Source organism: Petrimonas mucosa (assembly GCF_900095795.1).
Taxonomy (GTDB): domain Bacteria; phylum Bacteroidota; class Bacteroidia; order Bacteroidales; family Dysgonomonadaceae; genus Petrimonas; species Petrimonas mucosa.
On sequence record NZ_LT608328.1, the window covers coordinates 170,276 to 189,303 of the forward strand.

Here is a 19,028-nt window from a genome sequence, read left to right on the forward strand (position 1 = left end):
GGTCTGCTAAATAATAGATATCTATGCTGAAAATCAGTATATTAAACGATATAAAATTTGCATAACTGCAAGAAATTGAGTATTTTTACTTCATAAACCTTGCATTTTATGATACGATACAAGAGCTCCAGACAGCTTTCAATATCCGAGTTCAAGATGCCTTTTGAGGCAAAACTGGATGAGAATAACCGGTGGGTTGTTCTTTCAAAAATAGTTCCCTGGGAAGAGTTCGCCCGGCTTTACTACAAGAACTTCAAGAGCAACCGTGGTGCCCCCACCAAGGATGCCCGGCTTGTGCTGGGAGTGATCATCATCAAGCACATCATGAAGACGGACGATCGCGGTGTGATAGAGATGATCCAGGAGAATCCCTATATGCAGTATTTTCTTGGACTCGAAGCTTTCACTTATGAACAGGTAATGACGCCCTCGCTGCTGGTTTCCATCAGGAAACGCATTGATCTGGATGTCTTTGAATCATTGACAGACGATTTAATAAGAAAAGGGTTGAAGCTGAAATATTTTTTTGTTATCCAGCATCTGCTGGAACAACAGGAGAGCATGTACAAGAAGAAGAGCCATCAAGTAGAAGATCGCATCGTGAGCATTCATCAGCCGCATGTACGTCCCATCGTGCGTGGCAAGGCCAAGGCCAAGACGGAGTTTGGCGCCAAGATCAACATCAGCCTGCTGGATGGATATGCCAGGGTGGATCATTTTGACTGGGATGCCTTTAACGAGGGGCAGGATCTTCAGGCACAGGTCGAACGCTTTAGGGAACTGACAGGGAAATACCCGGAGCTGGTTCAGGTGGATAAGATTTATCTCACCCGGGAGAACAGGCGGTTTTTGAAAGAGAAAAGAATCCGCTACACCGGGGAACCACTGGGACAAAAACCGGTAAAAGAGATCAAGAGCGGATACCAAAAACGTAAAGAGCGACGAGAGGCGGCGGAACGCAATCAGGTTGAAGGGAAGTTTGGTCAGGGCAAACGTGGATATGGTTTAAATGATATCCGTGCCAGATTGGCCACGACATCAAACAGTTGGATAGGGGCTATCATTTTTGTGATGAACCTGATCAGGTACATGAGGGATATTCCCCTGTCATATTTTGTCTCGTTTCTATCGAAACTGATGAAAGTTAGAAATATAAACATTTATCCACTCGGGCCACAAATGAAATTGTGTGCCTGATTGGGAATTAGTAAGCAGACCCTAATTTAAAGGCATCGTTGATAGAAATGAGAACTTGCCGTTCTTTTTAACATAGTAATCGAGTAGGTAGGGGGATTACTCCCCCGCCCTCTCACACCACCGTGCATGCTCTCGCACACGGCGGTTTCTTTTAATGGTTTAACCTTGCATAATTTAATGAGAGATTGTAAAGACCTACATCGTTGAACCACCGGTTGGACAAGGCTTGATGCGCTTGCGGGCATCCCGATTTACACCAAAGCCCTTTCCCCGAAAGAGCCAATATCCAACTTTGCCAAGTCTCCACACCGTGGCTTTTCAAAAATTGCTGAAGCGTAATTACACGCTTGCATTGCTTTAAGCGATAGCACCGAAGTTTTCGCCGTATCCAAGAATCTATATTCTCCAACAGGCGTTTACAGCGTGCATGCCGAAAGTAGTTAAGCCAACCGCGCATCACAGGTTCGAGTTCCACAATAATTTGTTCAAAATTCACGCCCCTATTGCGTTTGGTTAACTTCCGTACCTTTTCCTTAAAGCGTTTTACACTTTCGTTGGCTATGCTCAGACTGCCATCCCTTTGAATGGTATAGCCCAAGAATTTGGTGTGATTGACCGGACATACCCGGCTTTTCTCTTTGTTTACTAGTAATTTCAACTTGGTTTCGATAAATACGCTTATCGATGCCAACAATCTCTCGCCTGCCCGTTGGCTGCGTACGTAGATGTTGCAATCGTCCGCGTAGCGAACAAATTTGTGTCCCCGCTTTTCCAACTCTTTGTCCAGTTCGTCTAAAACGATGTTGGACAGCAAGGGTGAAAGAGGACTGCCCTGCGGCATCCCTTCGGTACGTTGGCTTACAACCCCGTCTATCAGTATACCGCTTTGAAGGTATTTGCGTATCAGCCACAAAAGCGTTTTATCGCTGATGGTGGTTGATAGCAGATACATTAAACGGTCGTGGTTGACCACATCGAAAAACGTTTTCAAATCCATATCTACAACGATTACTCTACCCTCTGATACGTATTCGCTGCCTTTCTTTAATGCTTGGTGTGCTTTGCGGTTGGGGCGAAAACCATAACTGTGGTCGGAAAATTTTCGTTCGTAAATAGGATTGAGCACCTGGGAAATCGCTTGTTGGATTATCCTGTCCGTTACCGTCGGGATACCCAATTTGCGTTTGCCGCCGTTGGGTTTCGGGATTTCGACCTGTTTTACCCCTTGCGGTTGGTAAGCGCCGTTGTAAAGTTCGCTTTGCAACGTTTCTGCATTTTGAGAATACCATTCAGCAAAATCTCCTGTCGGCATTTGGTCAATACCCGCAACGCCTTTGTTGCGTTTTACCTGTTTGTAGGCTGCCTTGATATTGTCGTGAGACAACACCAAGCTCATTAAATCGGGGGTTAAGGCTCGTTCCTGTTCGCCTGCTTCTTTTACTTGAAACGCCTTTGTTCCCGAAGCTCCACATACGGTTTCACTCGTGGGAAAAGGGCGGATAACATCCTGACGCTGCTCACTAAACAGGTTATATTGGTACGTTATCGCTTGCGGTTGCGCCATAAAAGAAATTTTGAACTAACTGCTCCTTAAATTAAAAGATTCAGACCTTCTTCGATGGTGTACACACACCGAATACTATGTCTTCTGCTGACTTCTTGAAAGGTGAAAACAACATCGCTGTTGTTCGTGCACTGTTGGTGCGCCTCTGCAAGACCTCTCGGGATAAGATACTAAACTTTCTCTGAGTTCTGCCTGATTTACTCACGTTGAGTTACGGTTGAATTTTGGGCGTTCCCAATCTATGGCTCGGTTGCCCGCTCAAATGAGCCTTATATCTGGTTTCTGTTCGTCAGAACTGCAGATTTGCTAATGGCTTCTTTCAGATTTGCGGTCGCCCGCAACACCTTTGCCAATCACTAATGTTTCCTATCAACTCGGCACATACAGGAACTTTCATCCTGTTAGCTTAATACCATGCCCGACATACCAAAAAAAGAGAGACTGCCTCTATTTTGAGACAGCCTCATTTCGATAGTGTACGCCAAAAACACACTTTTGTGTATAGTAAATGGAAAAACAAGGGTATAATTTTGCATCAGCAAAGCAAAAAAATGAATTAACAAACAGCTTTTTTATAGTGCGCAATCAATATAGAAAAGATGGTTAAGAGAATTTACTAACAAATATTCATTCACTCCGCAAGTGCCTGAATACAATAGGCATGGGAAAATAAAAAATTAAATTTATGAAAACAAATTTCAGACATTTATTATTGGCGATATTTATGATTTTCGCCGCCTGTGAACAAGATGAATTAATTGTTCCAGAACAACAACCTGAACAGTCTAAACAACAACTTGTCAACCCAGATTTTCCAATGCTTCAATACAGTAGTAGAGATGCTTTCTATGCTGCATTGGAAAGTGGGGTTGAATCAACAAGAAGTACAACGTCAAATTCGTTTATTAGTCTTTTGGATGAAATTCCTGTTTCTTTACGCAGTGCATCTAATGATGATGAAGAAATGAGTTATTACGAACTAAATGGATATGATGAACTTGTCCCAAATAAGGATTTTGCGAAACTATTGAATCCGAATGGAGAAATAATGGTAAATGATACTATTTATCTTATAAACAGAAACGGAACATATTATTTCCCGAAAGAAAAAGAAGAAGAATTTAGAAATATTTATGCTATGGATTCTATCGGGACAGAAGTTTCCGAAGATTTGTACGAATTAGCGGATAACATTTACAGATTCGATACATTCAAAGAGTTGAAAGATCTTATAGAAATCGATTTAGATTCCTTGGATTTTGAAACGAATGAAGTTGAAACAAGGTCTTCAAATAATGAACCTAATTACGCGAGTTTTCCGTCTTACAAGGCAGACCGTCATACATGGTTAGGTAAACTAAGACAGGGACTTTTTGGAAATGATAAATGGTATTCGGTTGAAATAAAAAATATTAGTAAAAAACGTAAAGTAAGAGGCCGCTTATATGCCTATCATTATGCATTCTATTCGGAAGCAGGAATTACAGGTCAGGTTAAGAAAAAAAACTGGATTGGTTGGAGTAAAGAACCAGCTCAAGAGATAAGAGTTGGATGGAGACCCGTTGTTTTGACAGTGAAAATTCCTGAATTAGCAAGAATACAGAGACCTGTTATACAGCAACCAGTTCTTACTAACGTATTAGCAGAACCTTTTCCTCATAAGACTGCAAGAGTTGAGTGGGTTCACGTGTTACTTCCAACAGATCTTTTAACTGATCAGCAAGTAAACCAATATACACAACAGGCTATTCAAATGGCGTTTAGTCATGTAAGAAGCAAACATAATAGTGTTACAGAAGTAAAATGTAAAAATATTGTTATGGCAGGCCCCTCAACTATATATCATGTTATGCCTGATGATTTTATTATTGCGTATAATGCTAAAGAAATAAATAGGGTCTGCTTATTAATTCCCAATCAGGCACACAATTTCATTTGTGGCCCGAGTGGATAAATGTTTATATTTCTCACTATCATTAACTTCTGTAGTAACGAGACAAAATAAGGTAAGGGAATATCCCTCATATGCCGGATCAGATTCATCACAAAAATGATAGCCCCTATCCAACTCCTTGACGTCGAGGAGAGTCTGGCCCGGATATCATTTAAACCATATCCACGCTTGCCCTGTCCAAACTTCCCTTCAACCTGGTTGCGTTCCGCCGTCTCTCGTCGCTCTTTACGTTTTTGGTATCTGCTCTTGATCTCTTTTGCCGGCTTTCGTCCCAGTGGTTCCCCGGTGTAGCGGATTCTTTTCTCTTTCAAGAACCGTCTGTTCTCCCGGGTAAGATATATCTTGTCCACCTGAACCAGCTCCGGATACTTCCCTGTCAGCTTCCTGAAGCGTTCAACCTGTGACTGAAGATCCTGCCCCTCATTGAACGCATCCCAGTGGAAATGATCTACCCTGGCATAGCCATCCAGCAGGCTGATGTTGATCTTGGCGCCAAACTCCGTCTTGGCCTTGGCTTTACCACGGACGATGGGGCGAACATGTGGCTGATGAATGTTCACTATGCGATCTTCTACTTGATGGCTCTTCTTCTTATACATCGTCTCCTGTTGTTCCAGCAGATGCTGGATGACAAAAAAATACTTTAGTTGCCGCCGGTCGAAGGGAATCGGTTTATCCTTTATGGTGTCCAGTATCCCGTTGATAGTCCGCACATCCCGTTTCAGGTAGTTGATCTGCTTGCGTATCGCTTTTCGTAACACGTTGGCTGGTTTTCTCTTCATTTTCGACACATTCAAAAAATCCTTGCGTGCAACCCTTCTGTATGTACGGGGTTTATCTTTAATACCCAGTTTCAAACACAACTCATCGATCAGCTCTTCTGCCTTCTGGCGGCTCTCGTTCAGCAGATCCAGATCGGTGGGATACTTGATATCCGCATCACAGACCGTTGCATCCATTTGGAGCTTCCCCTTGTTCCCGGGATGCGGATCGGGATCGTCATCATTATCATCTTCTTCATCCTTCGCATCCTTGTCAACCACTTCTTGATTTGCCCCGGCTTTTAGCTTCAACCCTTTTCTTATCAAGTCGTCCGTCAATGATTCAAAGACATCAAGGTCGATTCGCTTTCTGATGGAGACCAGCAGTGACGGTGTCATCACCTGTTCATAGGTGAAAGCTTCGAGACCAAGAAAATACTGCATGTAGGGGTTCTCCTGTATCATCTCTATTACTCCACGGTCGTCACTCTTCATGATGTGCTTGATGATGATTACTCCCAGCACAAGCCTGGCATCTTTGGTGGGGGCACCCCGGTTGCTTTTGAAGTTCTTGTAATAAAGCCGGGCGAACTCTTCCCAGGGAACTATTTTTGAAAGAATAACCCACCGGTTATTCTCATCCAGTTTTGCCTCAAAGGGCATCTTGAACTCTGAAATTGAAAGCTGCCTGGAGCTCTTGTATCGTATCATAAAATGCAAGGTTTATGAAGTAAAAATACTCAATTTCTTGCAGTTATGCAAATTTTTTACCAACTAATTTACTGATATACAACACAAATGCCAATTATTCAGCAAACCCTAAATAAAGTATTTACATCAAATTATAACATTCATTTCAGTGCAGATTTATTAAATTTACCAAGCTCAATAATTGGATGGGCAAAGACATTGACCGGCTCACTCAAACAGGAGTATCCTAAACTCCATTCGGGGGAGGCTATAATCTGTGGAAAAGAACAAAATAAATGGGCTGGTATGCGCATAGTGAAATAAATAGAATTTAGTTTTGCAAGTAAATAACTTATATTATGAATAGTAAAATTGGATTTGCATTTCTATGTATTGGTTTGTTTTTCAGCACTGTTGCTAAATCACAACTAAATAATACTTCTACGCTTCAAGTTGAAATTTTGGGTGTTTACAACCTTGCAGGTGTTTCTTTTGATCAGCGCTTTTTGGATAATTACTCCGGACTTGGTTTTAAAGCGGGGATTGGTGTTGGATATGCTAATGCTCCCTGGACTTTTGTACCTTTTAAATATACCTCATGGGGGAGTTTTCCAAAAAATGAAATTGTATCAGTTCCTCTACAATTGAATTATCTTTTTGGGAAAGGTAATAGTCAATTTGAAGCAGGTGCAGGTGTTACACCCTTTTATTCAACTTATAAATTCAATGAAAAAAGTAATTTCAATGCGTATGGAACACTTGCTACCGGTTATCGTTATCACAACCTAAAGAGAAACTTAGCTTTTGGTGCAGGTATTATGTATGGATTTAAACTGCCCGGACTTAAACTTAACTATGTAGATAATTTCTTTTGGCAACCCTATTTTTCAATAGGTTATATCATTAATTAGTATGTGAGAAAAAATAGTCGAAGTTTATTCATGAATAGGAAAGAGGTTAAAATCACTTCAGTGGATTTCTATCCTCTTTCTCTTTATATATTGTACCGATATTCTTATGATTTAGTAGCTGGAATATACTGGGATATATTCTTAAATCGGTATAGGCGGTTAGACCGCTGTAGTTATATTACTTCTATTTAACCTTATAGGTTCACTGAAGACCATCTTCCTAAGGAGTAAATCGAAGATTGACCCCATCATTGACCTCCTGTTATACCTGAAATGGTACTCATCGAGATAACCTTGCAGCCGCTGCTTTGAGCAATGGTGGTGTATCCCTCGCAACCATCCCTGGATGTTCATTATGTGAATATGCAGTTGCTGCATTCCCTTTCCCTTGTCTGAAGGTATTTGTTCTAAGTTTGGATAGTCCTTTTTCAATGGCAAATATCCTTTCCAAACGTCAGTAATAACGTGCGCTTCTTTGCTAATATATGTCTCAAAAAACGGTCTGAATTCTTTGCTTGAAGCACGATCAATTACTTGTGCATAAGCACGCCCAACACTACCTTTATCTTCCAGAATTTCAAGTGCAACTATAACTAACTTCTTTTTGCTCTCGCCACTACGCCCCACTTTCCCTTCCTCGTATTCGCCAATCAGAAATTCATCCACTTGAACTTTGCCGCATAATTGGTTTTTACGGCTGCTCGTCATTGCTTGTTGGATTTTCCACTTAAATTCCCAAACTGTTTTCTGCCGCAATCCAAACTCTTCTGACAATTCCATGGAAGACATTCCTTTCTTTTTTGTACTGATCTTAAAGCATATGTGAAACGCTATTAGTAATGGAAATTTTATCTTGTCAAACATCGTTCCTGCCGTTGGACTTTCATCGTAATTACAATTGGCGCAACGGCGTGAATATGACTTTTTGCCTTTTCCATACTTCAGATGACCGCATTTCTTGCATTTGTACGGACTTTCAGATGACCATTTTATTGCAGACAAATAACGAAAACAATCTTCGTCGCTCTGAAAATACCTATTAAATTCTATTGAATTCACCCCCGTATACTTTTCTCTAAATCCCATGCTACAAAGGTAGCAGTTATTTCTAAATTAACAGCGACTTAAGCGCCTATACCGATTCTTAAAAATAGAATGCCAAAGATTAGATGGCTGGTTGAATTGGGTTAGATTAATCTCCCAAAAAGAATCTTTATCAAAGAAAAAAAGTTTATCCTTATTTATTAATAAATCGCCGGATGTTTTTATAGTACCTACCGGAACATACGAATTATCAAGTAAGATAAAATCTGTATTATTATTCGAAACCAATGTGTATTGACTATTATCTGTTATCTTATGATACAAGTCAGGTTTACCATACACCAATATTGTTTCAAGATTATCTGTCAGAACAAAAATCCTGCCTTTGGAAGTCATCATAAAATTGTGATTTGAAAAATCGGATATGAGTTCTTTGAAAAAAGGCTCATTCCCTTTCCAATAAATCCCGGAAACAACAAAAACATCCAAGAATTCCCCATCATGTAATTCTAATGCTTTTTCAGTTATCATTGAGCCATCACTTAATGAATATGCAGCTATCTTATCCTCAAAAACCACGAATAATCTATCATTTACTACCTGAAAATTACGAATAAACTCTTTCTTTTCAGCAATGGATGTAAGAAATAATTGTTTCCCACTTTGTAAATCAAATGATGCAAAATAGGGTGCGCCAACCATGGAAAAATTTCTATTATATTGGGCATATCCCCGGTTAATCATAAAAATGTTGGTATCAATCAGGAATAAAGAAGATTTTGATGTTTTTTTCTCCGGTAAAGAGGTTGACCATTGTATTTTCCCTGACTTGTCAATCTTCGATATTCGATCTTTAGAGGCAAGGATTGTATTTTCATAGGGATCAATAAGCATATTTGATACCATATCGGAATAAGTATTAGGTTCCGTTTGTAAGACATATAGATCAAAAATCAAACCAAGAATTATATTGATCGCATTAAAACCTATCATCTTTCCAATCTCTTTATTGGAGGTGCTTGCCTTATAAGTCCACCCTTTGCCATTTGTTAGATTTATTGCTCTGATGCCGTCAACTGAAATTAACAATGTAGTATCGTCCAACATATATGCGTCATTCCATCCGCATATCCGGTTAACCTTTTTTCTCCATAACTCTTTGCCGTTCGATAAATCAACTGCCGTAAGTTTATTGGACAACGATTGGAGCGGATAACCAACCCCAATATTTAAAAACGGATCGATAAAATAAAACTCATTTCTGTTCTCCCACAATACATCCCCCGTTTCGGGATGGATACAATAATTTTTTTTCTTTTCAGAAAGAAAGTAGTAGTTTCCCTGCAATTTAACTTCCGACGAATTATAGTTTATAGCCCGTGCCCATTTCACATTCTTAGCCTCCATGTCGACCATGTTAAGGGTACCTCTATTTGTGAAAGAAATCTCCTTACTGTCAGGATCTTTCAATTCGAGCAGTAAATTATCCGAAATCCCATCCCAATGCCATCCGGATAATTTTCCCGAAACAACATAACGTGTTGCGGTAACAGGAGATCCTGTCACATAAGATGTGCCAACTGTCGAATCCGTTAATGAAAACAAATGGGTTGATGTTTGACCAACAGTAATCCCAAAAATACAGATTGATAGTATTAAAAAAGATGTTCGTTTCATGTGATTGCTAAAATATGAGGACTGTTACTCTATGGCAAATTTACAGAATTTTCTTTTATAATCGATCAGGAAAAAACACACAAAAGTGTGTATTTCGATAGTGTATGCCAAAAACACACTTTTGTGTATAGTAAATGGAAAAACAAGGGTATAATTTTGCATCAGTAAAGCAAAAAAATGAATTAATCAACAGATTTTTATAGTGCGCAATATGGAAAGAAGGTTGTTAAGATAGTTCATTGACAAATATTTATTCATACCCTGAGTACTTGAATACAATATGTACGGTATGGGGACAAAAAAATTACAATTATGAGAACAATTCTTTTTACATTGCTGGCATTAACATGCATGCTACTATCCTCTTGTAATAATGAGTTGGATGAACAACAAGTAGCGATCACCGATGAAACTAATACAGTTTTTAGGCAATCGGATGGAATTCTTATGTTTGATAATGAAGCAGCATTTTTAGAAGCTGTCGAAAAAGTGAGAAATAATGAAGTTGGAACTGCCTCTTTTACCCGTTCTGCTTCCGGGGAAGAATTTATTTCTTTATTTAGAGAATTTGATCAGGCTATGACTGAAGCAGACGATTATTACCAACGTGAGGGAGGATATGAAGAATTTAAGGTGAAATTCCCCAATCTGTATTATCCTGAATACGAAGAAGATTATGCAGCGTTCCTGCCGGTAAGTGACGAGGCTATTGCAAAGCTATTAAATCAGCAAGGTAAAGTTATAATAGCTGGAAAAGAGATAGATATGCGTGATGTTTTTTCTTATGAAAAAATTCAAGAATTAGGATTAGGTATGCCCGAAAATGTAAATGTTGATGTAGAGGAAAATCCCAATACTCGCGCATTTACAGATATAAAGTATCTTACCTTGGATAAAGAAAATATGAATAAAAAAAGAAAAGCTTGGATTACTTTGAGAGGAATTGAGGTTAGTGATAAAAATTCAAAAGACGGGTCTAAAGTTAAACTAGGAAGAGTTGATTTATGTTTTAGGAAGAAAGGGGCTGTTCATTGGTATAATGGGAAAATGACATCAAGGGGTTATTGGTATTCAACAAATGGCGTTCGAACCCCCATAACAAGTCAAGGTCTAAAAGAACTTGAATATTCCCCCCATAAATATTATGTTTCTGCATCCAGGTATTATCAAACTATAAAGCCATCAGAAGTTGATAAAATTAAATTGGAATTCGCATGCGGAGAAGATTATCCTAAATACTCTTTTACAGGAATTTATACTGTAGATATAAATCATTTAATGTCACTAGATAACGGTACGGGTTTTGGGGAAGACCTTGCAAGTTTTTTGGTTAATTGGGGCCTGTGGTTAATACCTGTAGCAGTAACCATTATTTTATTATAAATCATTGCCGTCCGATAAAAACTGATTTTAATTTTGCTTGACTTCCAACCGTCATATTATCAGACATGTTTTTTTAGTTTTCTATTATTCTCAAAAGTAAGCCCCCCTGAAAAGGGTGAGCATCCCTAAATTCTTGTCATCCCGTTGCCAGTCTCGTTCCGGATTTTCTAAAAATCTCATCAAATGCAAGTAATTGAACAGGTGTATCCTGCAAAATGATACCAGGTTCGAGAATGCCCAGCGCCGTTTCAACCGCTTTTGAACAACCGTGAGCAAGAGGTTCACGATCAAGGCGCAATATATCTGTGTTTTTATCGCGTTCTCGTTGTCCCCGAGGAAGTACTTCAAGGGGAAGTTACCTTTTAACTGCCTGAACAGCAATTCAATTTGCCATCTAATCTTGTAAAGGGCGGCTATCATGTCGGGACGAAGGTCGAACAGGTTGGTGAGGAACTCGAACTTGCGTTTCAACACCCTGTCGTAGAACACCACCTTGCGCAACATCAGCTTGCCCTGCCCATTGTCCTCCTTGACGGTCACCTCTATGATGGTGTCCTCCAGCACGCCGCTATGAATGCATTCTTCAACGTGAAGCTCTTGTTCCACCTTGTAAACGGCGTCGTCCTTGATGCGGGTGACGAAGCCGGCCCCCTTCTTACCGAACAGCTTGAAGGCCTTGTAGTCGTTGTATCCCTTGTCGAAGACGTAAATGGTGTTGTCGTCGGGGCTGAGTTTCTTCAACAGCGCGTGGTTGTGCGTGGCGGCGGACGTGAACCATACCATCTTGGAAACGGGCTCGTCCACATTGATGACGGTGTGCACCTTGATCCCCCCTTTGCGTTTACCGTTAGAGGGTGTTCTGCCGACGCACTTCAGGATGTCCTGAAACAAGCTGATGACCGTGCTGTCGAAGATCTCGACCTGCTTGTTCAACACGGCCTTGAACCGGGTGTCCGAGATCACGTGTTGATACTCGCGGAGCAAATCGTGATACACGCCCGAGAAGAAATCAACACTCCGGCGCTTGTTGGCGTCCGACAATGTGCTCCTGTAGGGTATGTGGCCGAGTTGGAAATGCCTGGTCTTGCCTGAAAGACCGAGCATTGCGCCCGCCACCTCTCGCAGGGAGGAGCATTTGGCGAAAACACAAAATAACATGCTTATGAGGTGATCCTTGGCCATGAAACGTTTCACGTAATGATCAGCCTTGTGGCGTTTGCTGTTTCGAGCGATGATTCCTGAATCTATCATAGATATGAGCTGTCCGAAAACCGATTGTCCGAAAAAATAAGTACTTTTGTTCATTGTAGTCTTGTTTTGTGCTAAATACAAAGCTACAATTATTAGTACGATGGGCAAACTCAGATTTGCCCTCGTACTTCTTCAGAAAAAAGTTTTATCGGACAACAGTGATTATAAATATAAAAAAAAGGATTATGTTTTCGATTTTAAGGACATCATTATTTGTGTTATTTGTTTTCGCATGCACATACATGAACGGCCAGAACTTAGAAAAGATGGAATTTTTTTTTGAAGCAGGTTCCGCAAAGGGGATAAATGACGTTTTTAGTTATAACTTCCAGTTTTCTCCAGGATATAAATTAACAGAAAATTTCACATTAGGAGTAGGAATTGGATTTGTAGACTATAATAATAGAACGGATTTAAAAAATGAATTAATAGATAATCATTATTTTCAAACAGGCTGGCATAATGCGTGGAAGCCTTATCTACATGGAAAATATAGTATTTCGTCAAATCATCGGGTAAACCCCTTCATTAAGGTTGACATTGGCTATGCATTCTTTTCCCATAAGAAAAAACTTTCTTATGTAGATGAAATTGAAAACGATTATGTTACTATACCGTTTGATATAAAGGGGGGGATTAACTCTACTATCAATTTAGGCATTTTAAAACATTCAAATCATTTTGGAGAGGCATTAACTGTATCCGTGTTTTATCTTTTTCAGCCTGTAACATATAAATATATGTCGAACTCTGTAAGGAAAAACATATCTTCCATTGGATTTAATGTAGGTGTTATTTTTTAGTCTCCTGCGATTGTATCGCATGGATGAGCATGAGCCATATGAATGTGAAATATACGTTCTCCTCACGTGGTAAGATCGCTCCTTACGTCAAAGGCCGGGTAGGACATGGGATTCTCTTATCCACTTGCGGGAGAAGCTCGTATATTGTTAACGTGAGTTCGGGATAACATATTATCCCCAAATGGTTAATTGACTTGACTTTTCCACTTCAAATTTGATTGAAGGCTTTTTGGGAAAGAAACAATATGCCACCAATGCAGCAATTATGTTCATGATGAAATTATGTGTGGAACGATGCCTTGAATGTTCTATCTGGCAGATATTCTTCAGTTCATCATTGATGGACTCAATTACAGATCTTTTGCGTAAGAGAATCTTGTCGCGGAATGACATCAGGGAATTTTTCATATTTGAGCGTATACCGGTCACTAAATGAACTCCCTGGTCAAACAGCATCTCGAAGAGCTTTGTGCTGATGTAACCCTTGTCTGCATATAGTTTACCGAAAAGATCTTTGGTAAGAACATTGATTACGTCAGGGTTTCTATCGTCGACATTGCCTTTTGTGAGAGAGAAATTCAGCAATTCACCCTTTTCATTACAGACCAGATGAAGCTTGAATCCAAAAAACCAGCCCATCGTACTTTTCCCTCTTTGTGCCAGATCCCTGAATACTTTATTCGAGTGGATACGCTTGTTATGACATACTTTGATTGGAGTGCTATCCACATATGTAATGCCTGTGCATTCACCAAATCCAAAGAGTTTGAGCAACAGCATGAAAGGTACAATCACCCTGGGTTGCAACTCGACAAAACGGTTGTAGGAAACGGCATTTGGAAAATAGCTCTTCATGTGCTTGCAAATATAAAACAGGTAATAATTCTTGAAATTATGAAAGGTTCCACAGTGGAAGCAGACCATCACGGCAATAATCTCGCTCTGGGACATTTGCGTTTTCCTGTTTCTCCTTTTCGTTGTGTCACCTGCTTGAAGTTGGTGATTCCGGATTTCATTCTCATATTCTGCACAAAAATCGTCGGCAATACAAAATATTTCAATAACTTTGTCTGTTGTGATCATAGGGCTGATGTTTGTTATTTGTTTGATTAACAGCTATAAATATACAAATAATCTCCCTATATCACAACTTTTTTTATGCTTTTCTTATCCCGAACTCACGTTGTTAGCTGTTTCTTATCATTATCAGCGGTTAACAAATAGATACCTGGAGCATCCATGAGAATATAGCCGGTTGCAAGACAATTCCTCCGTAGGATTAAACGTCGATATTCTTTTTTAAGACAAATGTCTATTGAAATAGTAGCACTATCATTTCAGCATGCTGCCTTTTAACCCACATTGCAGCTAACCGGAGCTAATTCCCTGTATCCCTGCGTATATATTTTTTTCAAGGTTCAATTGGGGGACTACAGATTTTTTCCTGATAAATGGTTTTTCATCGTATCCCAACACCTTATATATGATTCTTACTTTGGATTCAGGGAGTGAACATTTTCTAATCGACACACACTCTTCATCGGTATTTACCATGTGCGTTGTCACCATTTTCTGCGTGTTCATGATCCGGACAATCTCTCTCCACTCATGGGTAATCCCAAATTGTTTCAGTTTGAAACGGATCGTGCTTACCAGCTGGTAGGCCAACAGCCCGAGGTGAAGATGAGCCATTGTCGCCTCATCCGTTTTATGAAACACGGGACGCAGGTTCAGATCAGTCTTCAGGCAACGAAACGTCGACTCTACTTCTCTTATAGTGTTGTAAATCAGCCAGGTGATCTCCTCTCCATGTACCGACAGGGAAGTACGCAAGAAGTATTCCCCATGTCTTGATTCGCTCTTTGCCTCGATTCTCTCCCAGGATATGGATGTGGCATGAATCCCCCTTTCGTCGGGCTCCACATGGATCTGATACAGGCGGTGTACCGAAGGGTATTTTTCCTTTAGCCGGCCGATGCGTTCCCACACCTTTTCAAGCTTTTTGGTGCCTCCTTTCTTTTTCAGGGCTTCGGCTGCCTGGCTCAGTCCACATTCAAAGGCCCGCGTGAAACGGTTTTCCATGGACGCTTCCTTGAGACCCTTGCTATAGCTCTTCACCTTGTAGAAGCTGTCACTTTCGCCATCCACTTCTACCTGACTGATCTCGATGAGCTGGTTGGATTTATCCCGTATTTCCACAGGGGAAAGGCTTGTTGCACGGTATTCTTTGAGTTTACCCCGTGAGACACAGATGTAGTCGAAGGATTCCTCTTTCAATATCTTCAGGTTATCATTCGTGGCGATGCCGGCATCCATGACCACCACCTGCTTTTTATCGGATCTCCCCCTATGGGATTTCATCTTGTCAAGAATATATTGCAGGCTTTCAGGATCAGTCATGTTGCCTTCAAAGATTTGTGACTCCTTCAGGAAACCTTCCGGGTTGACCACCACAGCCAGCACCACCAGTCTGGTATCGTTACGCTTTTCCTTGCTGCGCCCGAACTTAGCTATCCGACTCTCTCGCATGGTTCCCTCAAAATAGGTATTTGTTAAATCATAGATGATAATCTTGTCATCCAAGGAAAAAAGATCGTTCGTGCGGTTAGAAAAATGACGTTCCAAGCCATCCTTCTCACCATAAAGCCGGTGAGCCATCTGGTAAAGCTTATCTTTGGTGATGGCCGAAGGATCAACCCCGGTCAGTTCACAAAGCGCCGAGTTCTCCTTCAACCAACGGCTGGTTTTATACTCCGATGCGGGGTAAACAGCCCGGGCGATGATCTGGGTTAAAGCAAGGGCGATATCTTGTTTCTCCCAGCCGAAAGTCTCTAAATACTCCGGCAGGAGCAATTGGCGGCAAGCTTGAAGACAAAGCCATTCGCCACCAACCTCCCGGATATCACTGTTCGTTGTCCTGTCAATGTACACTTGCTCGATACCAGCCGCCTTCTTCTTTGCCTTTTCTATCTTTTGCGCTTCATGGAGTAGTCCCACGTATTTCGTGCACAGGGCTTCCACCTTGTCATCACGAAGCGATGAGATGATGAATGTTTTGCCCTCGAAGTAAACCTGGTTGATGCGTTGACAGAGAAAGGGAATCTTTTCAGGTGGAAGAACTGATTCCAGGTCACCCAAAGAGAGCAGCGTGCGATTACGGATGAAGCGGCCTTCCCGGTAGCTCTCACACAACCGGTAATGGGTATACTCATGGCCCCCATCCTTTTGCTTTATGCTTGTCTTGAAAAACATACAACGCAAAAGTAATCAAGGGATACGTTTTTTTCAACATCAAATGGGGGACTACATTCGTGTTTTAAAATAAACCGACATTGAATATCAGCCTGATACAAAAATTTATGGTCAGCAAACAGACGTAAAACAAGCGGATTTAACGTAAATAGAGGGTAAGTTTAACTTCTATTTATAATCGTGCTGCAATGTGGGTTAAAAATTTTATGGAAATGAATTGGTTGGGAAAGGACTTGCAGGTTTATTCGGAAATAACAGTGCTCACAAAATAGATATTCAACATAAAAGAAGATTGAGTGCTTCTTTATATAGTTATAATTATTTGGTCTATAGTGAAACAGGATTAAAAGCGGCTGTAATAAGAAGACGATCGTTGCTTCATAACTGGACTAAAGAAGCAAGTTGGGGGCCTGGAACAGTTATGGGATGGGAACATATTCATTTTGTATATGATAAGTTAGATATACCTGACATGCCTGATTTACATGATCAGACTAAGAGAATGACCTACGGCAAATTCATGGGAAATTTAGCTAAAGTCTCTACATTGTATAAATTTGACAAGAAAGTCTCGGATGGTAATATTATTACCATACCTATTATTTTAGGAAAAGAGATTGAAGTTAATTCACTTGATATTGCAAATGCAGGTATAGACTTAATGACAAAAGCAGGATTAGATTATCTGAAAAAATTAGGAGACCCCTATCTTACTCAAGCTCTTGAGCAAAGAGAAGCGGCGATTAACAAGAGTATATGGAATACAAATCCTTTTCAAAAAGTACCGATTCCGGGTATTTCAATACATATTATAGATTTGAAGAAAAAGCAGATGCATGTTTTTATTGGTTCCGATAAAATTTGGAAACCCGGGCCAAGCCAAGTGAAAGTTTTTGATAGTGGTGTTGTATTTGAAGTTGAATACAATTCAAATTTAGGACTGGTTGGAAGTGCCCTTAAAACTTTAGCAAAAAATGTCAAGAATAAAGCTCCTAATGTGGAATCTGCATTTGTTTACGCATATACAACAACTGATTCCGGCGGTGAAGTAAAAGGTATGATTCTTAAAAAGACAAAAGACAAGTAATAGAATCATAGTAAAATATTATATTTAAATTTTATATCCGGCGTGAGTATAATACTCCCCGAAATTTGTACCACGAACTAAGCAAAGATTAAATGCTTATATTTGTGATATGAACAAGTCAAGAAGAAAACATTCAGCCGCCTTCAAGGCAGAGGTTGCATTGGCAGCGATCAAGGAACGCGAGACGTTATCCGAGTTAAGTGCCCGTTATGGTGTTCACCCCACAGTGATCAGCACGTGGAAAAATGAGTTTCTGAAACGTTCAGAAGAAATCTTCTCGAAACAAGGTCCCAGGAGTGAAGCTGACTTTGAAAAGGAGCGACGGGAACTCTTCGCCAAGATAGGTGAATTGGAGATGCAGCGGGACTGGTTAAAAAAAAAGTCGAAACAGTTGGGCTTGGAATAATTGAACGTCGAAGCCTTGTATCGAAAGATGATTGTATAAGCCTCCAGAGCCAATGTGATCTGCTGGGGATCAGCAAATCCGGTCTTTACTATGTGGCAAAAGGAGAATGTGATGCGAATCTTGAGATTATGAAGAAAATGGATAAACACCATCAGGATCATCCCACTTACGGAGTTCTGCAAATGCAAGACTACTTGTTGGCACAGGGTTTACGGGTCAATCCCAAGCGAGTGAGACGACTCATGCGCAAGGCGCAGATAATAGCTCAATATCCAAAGCGAAATTTGAGCAAATTGGGCCTATCCGACTATATCTATCCCTATCTGCTTCGTAATCTTGATGTAGACCATCCGAACCAGGTCTGGGAGATTGACATCACGTACATACCCATGGACAGGGGTTTCATGTATCTAACGGCAATCATAGACGTGTACAGTCGTTTTATTGTTGGATGGGGACTTCATAACAGCCTTCATGGAGAGAACGTGATTGAAGTCCTTGACGGGGCAATAGATGAGCACGGTGTGCCCGGGATTATCAACTCGGATCAGGGAAGTCAGTTTACCAGCCCGGCGTGGGTGAACAGGCTCAATGAACTTGGAATCAGCATCAGCATGGATGGCCGTGGCAGGGCAACGGACAACATCTATATTGAACGGTTCTGGAGGACATTGAAACAGGATTATGTTTACCCGTTTCCGGCAGAGAACGGCACCACACTCTGGAAAGGGATCCGATGGTTTGTGAATCATTACAACAAGGAGAAAACCCACCAGGGTGTGGGTAGAAGAACGCCGGAAAGCGTGTTCCGGTTAAGTGCATAATTTTTTACTTGTAAACAAATGTACATGCACCAAATGAGACATCAAGCTAAATCCCTGACGGGTTTTGGGAAAAATCTCCACTCAAAAGGAGTTGTATTTTTTCCAAAAAGCTTGACTTACTCATTTGCTTCAAGAATGGCTGGTTTACAAGTAAAAAAACGATAATGTGAAAAAATTCGAGAACAATATTTTAGTTAAAAACCCCGCTTAATCGGTACAGAGAA

15 protein-coding genes are annotated in these 19,028 nt (G+C 40.5%); 8 read left to right on the forward strand and 7 right to left on the reverse strand.

Translation table 11 applies throughout. The features are described from left to right. Positions 1-108: 108 nt before the first annotated feature. On the forward strand, positions 109-1,197 hold the full coding sequence (locus tag ING2E5A_RS00720; RefSeq protein ID WP_071135753.1) for a transposase: 1,089 nt from the start codon (positions 109-111) through the stop codon (positions 1,195-1,197). A 151-nt stretch (positions 1,198-1,348) separates the two neighbouring features. Here the strand turns inward: ING2E5A_RS00720 and ltrA are convergent, their stop codons facing one another. Further along, positions 1,349-2,761 (reverse strand): group II intron reverse transcriptase/maturase, encoded by a 1,413-nt coding sequence (gene ltrA / locus ING2E5A_RS00725; protein WP_197678509.1) that lies wholly within the window; start codon positions 2,759-2,761, stop codon positions 1,349-1,351. Positions 2,762-3,446: 685 nt separating this feature from the next. Between ltrA and ING2E5A_RS00730 the strand changes: the two genes are divergently transcribed. Next, positions 3,447-4,715, forward strand: a complete 1,269-nt coding sequence (locus tag ING2E5A_RS00730) for a hypothetical protein (RefSeq protein WP_154669991.1) — start codon at positions 3,447-3,449, stop codon at positions 4,713-4,715. Here ING2E5A_RS00730 and ING2E5A_RS00735 read toward each other — a convergent pair. Next, on the reverse strand, positions 4,679-6,187 hold the full coding sequence (locus tag ING2E5A_RS00735; protein ID WP_071135755.1) for an IS5 family transposase: 1,509 nt from the start codon (positions 6,185-6,187) through the stop codon (positions 4,679-4,681). The genes ING2E5A_RS00730 and ING2E5A_RS00735 overlap by 37 nt on opposite strands. Positions 6,188-6,525: 338 nt before the next feature. Between ING2E5A_RS00735 and ING2E5A_RS00745 the strand changes: the two genes are divergently transcribed. Beyond that, positions 6,526-7,077 carry a hypothetical protein gene (locus tag ING2E5A_RS00745; RefSeq protein WP_071135757.1) on the forward strand — a complete coding sequence of 184 codons (552 nt, stop codon included), beginning with the start codon at positions 6,526-6,528 and terminating at the stop codon, positions 7,075-7,077. 159 nt (positions 7,078-7,236) lie between these two features. On the opposite strand, the gene ING2E5A_RS00750 is transcribed toward ING2E5A_RS00745, so the two are convergent. After that, positions 7,237-8,163 carry an IS1595-like element ISPemu1 family transposase gene (locus ING2E5A_RS00750; protein ID WP_071135758.1) on the reverse strand — a complete coding sequence of 309 codons (927 nt, stop codon included), beginning with the start codon at positions 8,161-8,163 and terminating at the stop codon, positions 7,237-7,239. Positions 8,164-8,190: 27 nt separating this feature from the next. Continuing rightward, the gene (locus ING2E5A_RS00755) at positions 8,191-9,798 is read right to left on the reverse strand and encodes a PQQ-binding-like beta-propeller repeat protein (protein WP_154669992.1); all 1,608 of its coding nucleotides are present in this window, start codon (positions 9,796-9,798) and stop codon (positions 8,191-8,193) included. A 312-nt stretch (positions 9,799-10,110) separates the two neighbouring features. Here ING2E5A_RS00755 and ING2E5A_RS00760 point away from each other — a divergent pair, with 312 nt between their 5' ends. Continuing rightward, positions 10,111-11,181, forward strand: a complete 1,071-nt coding sequence (locus tag ING2E5A_RS00760; protein ID WP_045088824.1) for a hypothetical protein — start codon at positions 10,111-10,113, stop codon at positions 11,179-11,181. Positions 11,182-11,271: 90 nt separating this feature from the next. Here ING2E5A_RS00760 and ING2E5A_RS00765 read toward each other — a convergent pair whose 3' ends face one another. Then, the gene (locus tag ING2E5A_RS00765; RefSeq protein WP_071135761.1) at positions 11,272-12,486 is read right to left on the reverse strand and encodes an IS4 family transposase; all 1,215 of its coding nucleotides are present in this window, start codon (positions 12,484-12,486) and stop codon (positions 11,272-11,274) included. Positions 12,487-12,617: 131 nt separating this feature from the next. On the opposite strand from ING2E5A_RS00765, the gene ING2E5A_RS00770 reads away from it, so the two are divergent. Next, positions 12,618-13,235: a hypothetical protein gene (locus ING2E5A_RS00770; RefSeq protein WP_154669993.1), complete on the forward strand. Its 618-nt coding sequence runs from the start codon at positions 12,618-12,620 to the stop codon at positions 13,233-13,235. A gap of 171 nt (positions 13,236-13,406) precedes the next feature. Here ING2E5A_RS00770 and ING2E5A_RS00775 read toward each other — a convergent pair whose 3' ends face one another. Further along, complete coding sequence (locus tag ING2E5A_RS00775) at positions 13,407-14,318, reverse strand: IS982 family transposase (protein WP_071135762.1); 912 nt, start codon at positions 14,316-14,318, stop codon at positions 13,407-13,409. A 285-nt stretch (positions 14,319-14,603) separates the two neighbouring features. After that, positions 14,604-16,487, reverse strand: coding sequence for an IS1634 family transposase (locus tag ING2E5A_RS15640; RefSeq protein ID WP_071135763.1), 1,884 nt, complete (start codon positions 16,485-16,487; stop codon positions 14,604-14,606). Between the two features lie 217 nt (positions 16,488-16,704). On the opposite strand from ING2E5A_RS15640, the gene ING2E5A_RS00785 reads away from it, so the two are divergent. From ING2E5A_RS00785 to ING2E5A_RS00795, 3 genes are all read left to right on the forward strand, one after another. Then, positions 16,705-17,574: a hypothetical protein gene (locus tag ING2E5A_RS00785; protein WP_071135764.1), complete on the forward strand. Its 870-nt coding sequence runs from the start codon at positions 16,705-16,707 to the stop codon at positions 17,572-17,574. Between the two features lie 109 nt (positions 17,575-17,683). Beyond that, positions 17,684-17,980 carry a transposase gene (locus tag ING2E5A_RS00790; RefSeq protein ID WP_071135765.1) on the forward strand — a complete coding sequence of 99 codons (297 nt, stop codon included), beginning with the start codon at positions 17,684-17,686 and terminating at the stop codon, positions 17,978-17,980. Continuing rightward, positions 17,980-18,804, forward strand: coding sequence for an IS3 family transposase (locus ING2E5A_RS00795; protein WP_286922765.1), 825 nt, complete (start codon positions 17,980-17,982; stop codon positions 18,802-18,804). Before ING2E5A_RS00790 ends, ING2E5A_RS00795 begins: the two co-directional genes overlap by 1 nt. Positions 18,805-19,028: the final 224 nt, after the last annotated feature.